General features: G+C 29.1%; 5 protein-coding genes. All 5 read right to left on the reverse strand.

Features of this window, described 5'->3' with window-relative positions; genetic code table 11:
- Positions 1 to 930: dihydroxy-acid dehydratase (locus tag Q0649_RS06560; RefSeq protein ID WP_298839071.1), on the reverse strand; the 930-nt coding region annotated here is incomplete at its 3' end.
- 280 nt (positions 931 to 1,210) lie between these two features.
- Positions 1,211 to 2,482 (reverse strand): leucine-rich repeat domain-containing protein, encoded by a 1,272-nt coding sequence (locus Q0649_RS06565; RefSeq protein ID WP_298839073.1) that lies wholly within the window; start codon positions 2,480 to 2,482, stop codon positions 1,211 to 1,213.
- A gap of 73 nt (positions 2,483 to 2,555) precedes the next feature.
- Entirely contained in the window at positions 2,556 to 4,013 is a 1,458-nt protein-coding gene (locus tag Q0649_RS06570) for an ATP-binding protein (protein ID WP_298839075.1), read from the reverse strand.
- Positions 4,014 to 4,203: 190 nt separating this feature from the next.
- The gene (locus Q0649_RS06575) at positions 4,204 to 4,899 is read right to left on the reverse strand and encodes a TerC family protein (RefSeq protein ID WP_298839077.1); all 696 of its coding nucleotides are present in this window, start codon (positions 4,897 to 4,899) and stop codon (positions 4,204 to 4,206) included.
- A gap of 306 nt (positions 4,900 to 5,205) precedes the next feature.
- Positions 5,206 to 5,466, reverse strand: a complete 261-nt coding sequence (locus tag Q0649_RS06580; protein ID WP_298839079.1) for a hypothetical protein — start codon at positions 5,464 to 5,466, stop codon at positions 5,206 to 5,208.
- Positions 5,467 to 5,527 lie beyond the last annotated feature (61 nt).

Below are 5,527 nucleotides of genomic sequence, written 5' to 3' on the forward strand. Positions count from 1 at the left end.
ATATGTATGTCCTGCTGGGGCAAGATGGCACAAATTAGGTGTTTTATCACTAATAGCATTAGCCATATCAACATTTAATTCAATTCCTACCTCATGTGCAATTGCTGGCAGATGAAGCATACTGTTTGTACTACATCCAAGAGCCATATCCATAGTTAGAGCATTCTCAAACGCTCCCTTGGTCATAATATCTCTAGGTCTTATATTTTTACCCAGTAGCTCCATAATTTTCATACCAGCGTGTTTTGCAAGCCTAATTCTCTCAGAATAAACTGCTGGGATAGTTCCATTTCCACCAAGTCCCATACCAAGAACTTCGGTTAAACAATTCATGCTATTCGCAGTATACATACCAGAACAAGAACCACAGGTTGGACAACACTTATTCTCAAATTCTTCTAACTTTTCCTCTGTAATTTTGCCAACATTAAACTCGGAAACTGCCTCAGCTATACTTGAAAAACTTGTTTTACACCCATCAATTTTACCCGCAAGCATAGGTCCACCACTTACAAAAATAGTTGGTATATTAACTCTTGCAGCTGCCATTAAAAGTCCTGGCACATTTTTATCACAATTTGGCACCATAACTAGTGCATCAAAAGCATGTGCCATAGCCATTGCCTCCGTTGAATCAGCAATTAAATCTCTTGTAGCTAGTGAATACTTCATCCCCTGATGACCCATTGCAATTCCATCACATACCGCAATTGCGGGAAAAACTATTGGAGTACCACCTTTCATTACTACACCAATTTTCACAGCCTCTACAATTTTATCTAAATTCATATGGCCTGGTACAATATCATTTTTTGAACTGACGATGCCTATAAGAGGCCTTTCCATTTCTTCTTTTGTAAAGCCTAAAGCATTAAATAGTGCACGTTGAGGTGCTCTGCTTGTTCCTTTTGTTACTACATCACTTCTCATAACATTACCACCTTTTTAAATTATAGTCCCTATTTATATGTTTTTATTGTATGTTGTGTTATGTCTGTTGTCAACGATATACTATACTTTTATAAAAAAATAAATACCAACTCTTATGCAATAAAGAGTTGGTATTTATTTTCATTATGTGTTTCAAAACAACCCATAGTTCGTAAAAAATGAAGTTCTATTCTATGTTTACGTTTTTTGCATCTCTAGCCTCAAAAAATTTAATAATCTTAAGATGATCCCTTAGTGTATCCATATTAATAAACTTCTTCTACTTGATATCCAATTTAGGCAAGGCATTTCTTAGTGATTGCATATCTGTAACGTCAATTTTATTCATACTAATATTTAGCTCAGTTAAATTAATCAATCTTTTTAAAGATTCTATATTAGTAATTTGATTATTACTTAAATTTAATGAAGTTAAATTAGTCAAATTTTCAATACCTGAAATGTTTGTGATATGTTTGTCTTCAGCTTCTTGCAAACTTGTTAACTTATCAACATCAGACTTTAAGATGTCTCCAGTCGGTTTCTGTATAGCATTTCTAATTAACTTTTCTAAGTTCCCATCCGGAAAAGTAATAACCTTATTATCTTCAACCTGGTTTTTAACAGTTGTTATATTTTGTTTAGAAGTAATAGCTATATCCACACCACTAGGCATTTCCAGTTCTTTATAATTTGTGCTTTCAGGAGAATACTCTTTTATTTGATTAGTATCTAGATACAAATCAGTCAGGTTATTCAATCCTTTTAAAGGTTCAATGCTTGCCATTTTATTTGCGGCTAAATTCAGATTAACTAACTTAGTTAGTCCTTTTAGAGGATCTATATCACTCATCTGATTAGTTGCTAAATTCAAACTAGTCAATTTATCAAGTCTCTTTAAAGGTTCTATATTGCTCGTCTGATTCACAGCTAAGTTCAAATCGACTAAGCTAGTTAACCCCTTTAAAGGTTCTATGTTACGCATTTGGTTATCAGCTAAATTCAAATTAGTCAAATGAGTTAATCTTTTTAAAGGTTCTATATTAATCATTTGGTTTGCTGCTAAGCTTAAATTAATTAATTTAGTAAGTCCCTTTAAAGGTTCTATATTACTCATCTGATTAGTATCCAGATTCAGATGAGTCAATTTATTAAGCCCACTCAACGGTTCTATGTTATTAATTTTATTAGAGGCCAAATTCAAATCAGTTAAACTTGTTAATCCCTTCAAAGGTTTTAAATTACTAATTTGGTTATTACTTAAATTTAGAAATACTAAATTAGTGAGATTTTCTATTCCTGAAAGATTCTTAATATGTTTACCTTTAGTATTTTGCAGATTTGTTATCTTATCAACATCATCCCTTAAAATATCTCCAGTAGGGCATTGTATATAATCTCTTATCGTTTTTTCCAAATTTTTATCTGGGAATGTAATAACCGTACTCTCAGTTACCTGTGCACTTATTAATGTTCGTTTAAAGGTATTATTTAAGGATGAATTTTCTAAAAATTTATAACCAACCGAACTAAAAACAAGTAATAAAAGCAAAAAAATACTTACCCATTTAAATTTAATATAATTCACTCCTATCATTTTTTATATTTATAAATATAACTTTAAATTACAAATAAACATCTGAAAGTTCCACGTGAATATTTTCATTTTCACTTTTCCCATTGCTGCTATATAGCATATTCTCATGCATTACTTTCCCAGCTGGTAGTTCAACTATAAATTTGCTTCCTTTTCCAAATTCACTTTCAGCATATATAATTCCCCCATGCAATTCTACAATTGACTTAACTAAACTTAACCCAATGCCTGTACCTTCGGAATTTCTTGATAATGATTTATCTACTTGTTTAAATCTATCAAAAATCATACTCAAGTTTTTTTCTTCAATTCCAATCCCGTTGTCTTTTACTGAAATCCTAAAAAATTTATCATTATCCTTAAACTCTACAAGTATTTCATCACCTTCATTGGAAAATTTTATAGCATTTGATATAAGATTTAATAATATTCTTTGTATCATCTCAGGATCACATGCAACAATTTTTTCCTCCGTATCTGTATCAAAAGTAATGTGTATACCTTTAATATCAGTGATATTAGTTACTGACATAACTATTTCTTCCACAACCTCAACAATATTCTTGTTTGATAAATTTAGTTGAAAGAAACCTGCTTGAATCTTTGATGAATCGACTATATTATTTATAAGTTTTGATAACCTATATGAATTTAATTTCATCGATTCAAGATATTTAATAATCGTTTCACGTCGATCATCTAATGACCCATTATCACAATACATTTGAAATAACTGTATTGCTGAAAAAATTACATTTAGTGGTGTTTTAAGTTCATGCGAAATATTTGCAATAAACTCTTCGTGTGAAATAAGTAATTTATTTAATTCTTTGTTCACTTGATTTTTTTTCTTAACTTCCTCATACATAAAATTTGAAATATACTTAATAAATATAATATTACCAACAATAAGTACAAACCCCAAAACTGTAAGTAAACATCTCTGAATTATCTGAGTATTGGCAACTTTATTCCGTGAACTATTTACCTCTAAATCAATTTGATTTACTAGTATATTATCAGTTACTTTAAAATTATCAACTAATTTTTTACCTTGATTTAAATTAATCTTTGCCTGTACTACTTTTCCATCATTTACTAATTTTATTTGTTGATTATAAAAATTTTGAATTAACTTCATCTGTTGGCTAAGTTTATTGGTAGTACCAATTCCAAGTGGAGTATCCTTCAAGTTATCTAAGGATTTATAATACCCTTGTACTTGTTTATTTCCTAGATAATATGGTTCTAAAAATTCTTTATTTTCTGAAATCATATAAGCCCGAATACCTGATTCTTGATTAACTAGTGAAGTTAGAATTTCCGTTGAAAATATTTTTGCCGGAATTATTTTTTTAATAATAAAATCAGATTCACTGCACACTTTATTCATACTATAAATACTAAATAATATTATAATTAATGATAAACAAGCAATTGAAAAATACCCTAATACCGTAGTTCGTCTACTTATATTCCTACCCATAATAATTATCCTCGTTTCAAAAATAGCTTTTGTTACTATACCTTATATTTTTAAATATTTCAGTAACACTTTACCACATTTTATTACAAATTACTACATATTATTTCATTCTAAAACGACATTATTATTTTGTTTTTTGTAGTCATAAAAGTTATCCTATTCTTAACATAATTTTATATATATCATATGTTTACGAATTGCTTTCCAAAACGGTTTTTGATTTTTTTGTCATTAAACATCCATAAACTAAAATACTAATAGCAAAAAACCATGGAATTATTGTAAGCAATGCAGGTGCAACCCCTATATACCTTATTGTTAGATTATCTTCAAGTATCATTTTAAGAGAAGTATGAGCTAATATTCCTCCCCCAAAATATATAACAATAGGATGTTTTCTCATTAAATTTGCAACAAACTGACTTCCGAAAAAAATTATTGGTACATTTATCAGAATACCAAGTATAATTAACATTACACTTCCGTTTGCTGCACTTGCTATTGCAATTACATTATCAAGACTCATACTAATGTCTGCAATAATAATTATAGCCACAGCCTCCCAAAATCTTTCTGCTTTTTTTACACTGCAACTCTCCTCTTGAGATTCAGGTTTAATAAAATCCCATGTGATTTTCACTAAAAATAAACCACCCACTAATTTAATTGGTAACCATTGTATATTCATTATTAGAGTTATAATACAAGCAAATAATATTCTTAATCCTATAGCTCCTGTTATTCCAATCAAACTCGCCTTTTTAGCATATTTAACTGGTAATCTTTTTGTTACCAAAGCAATCACACCAATATTATCACCAGATAATGTTAAATCAAGTATGGTAATCTTAAGTATACCTATAATTAAAAGCACTAACCTCTCCATTTGAATCCTCTTCTCTCATTTTTTCATTAAAATTTATTTATTATATAATCCTTAATAAAAATTTTCTTCTATTAATGTTTTATATACACATAAATCTATTGTTCCTTTTAATATTCCCATTTAATAAATATTCATATCATTTATTTACAAAAGACCTCATAGAAACTCTATGAAGCACTTAATTTTGGTTAAGAAGTATATTAATACAAGATATATTTTGACTGTTTTTTATTAGAAAAAGGCTAATCCAAAATTTGGGTTAACCTTTTTTTATAAACTATATAACTTTATTTCAATACATTAATTCTATTTTAATACCTTAAGCATGGTCTCCAGTATACCAATACCTTCTTCCTTGTATACTACTGATAACATGTACAACTTTCTAACAGCTTCTTGTGCCTTCTGAATACTCTCTTTACTTTTAGTGTTGACGTAATACCAATGATCACCATCGCTGCTTCTTAACTCTTTCATATCCTTACTAGGATGTTCATTTAAGTTCCAGTAACTTTTTACTGGTTTCTTTACTACATCTTCAAGATGTTTTCTACCTATTAATGGCATTATAATTCCCCCTCGTATAATGTAGTTGTAAGCATTGATAATAATTCAGTCATACTAACCA

The organism is uncultured Clostridium sp., assembly GCF_937920395.1.
Lineage (GTDB): Bacteria > Bacillota > Clostridia > Clostridiales > Clostridiaceae > Clostridium_AD.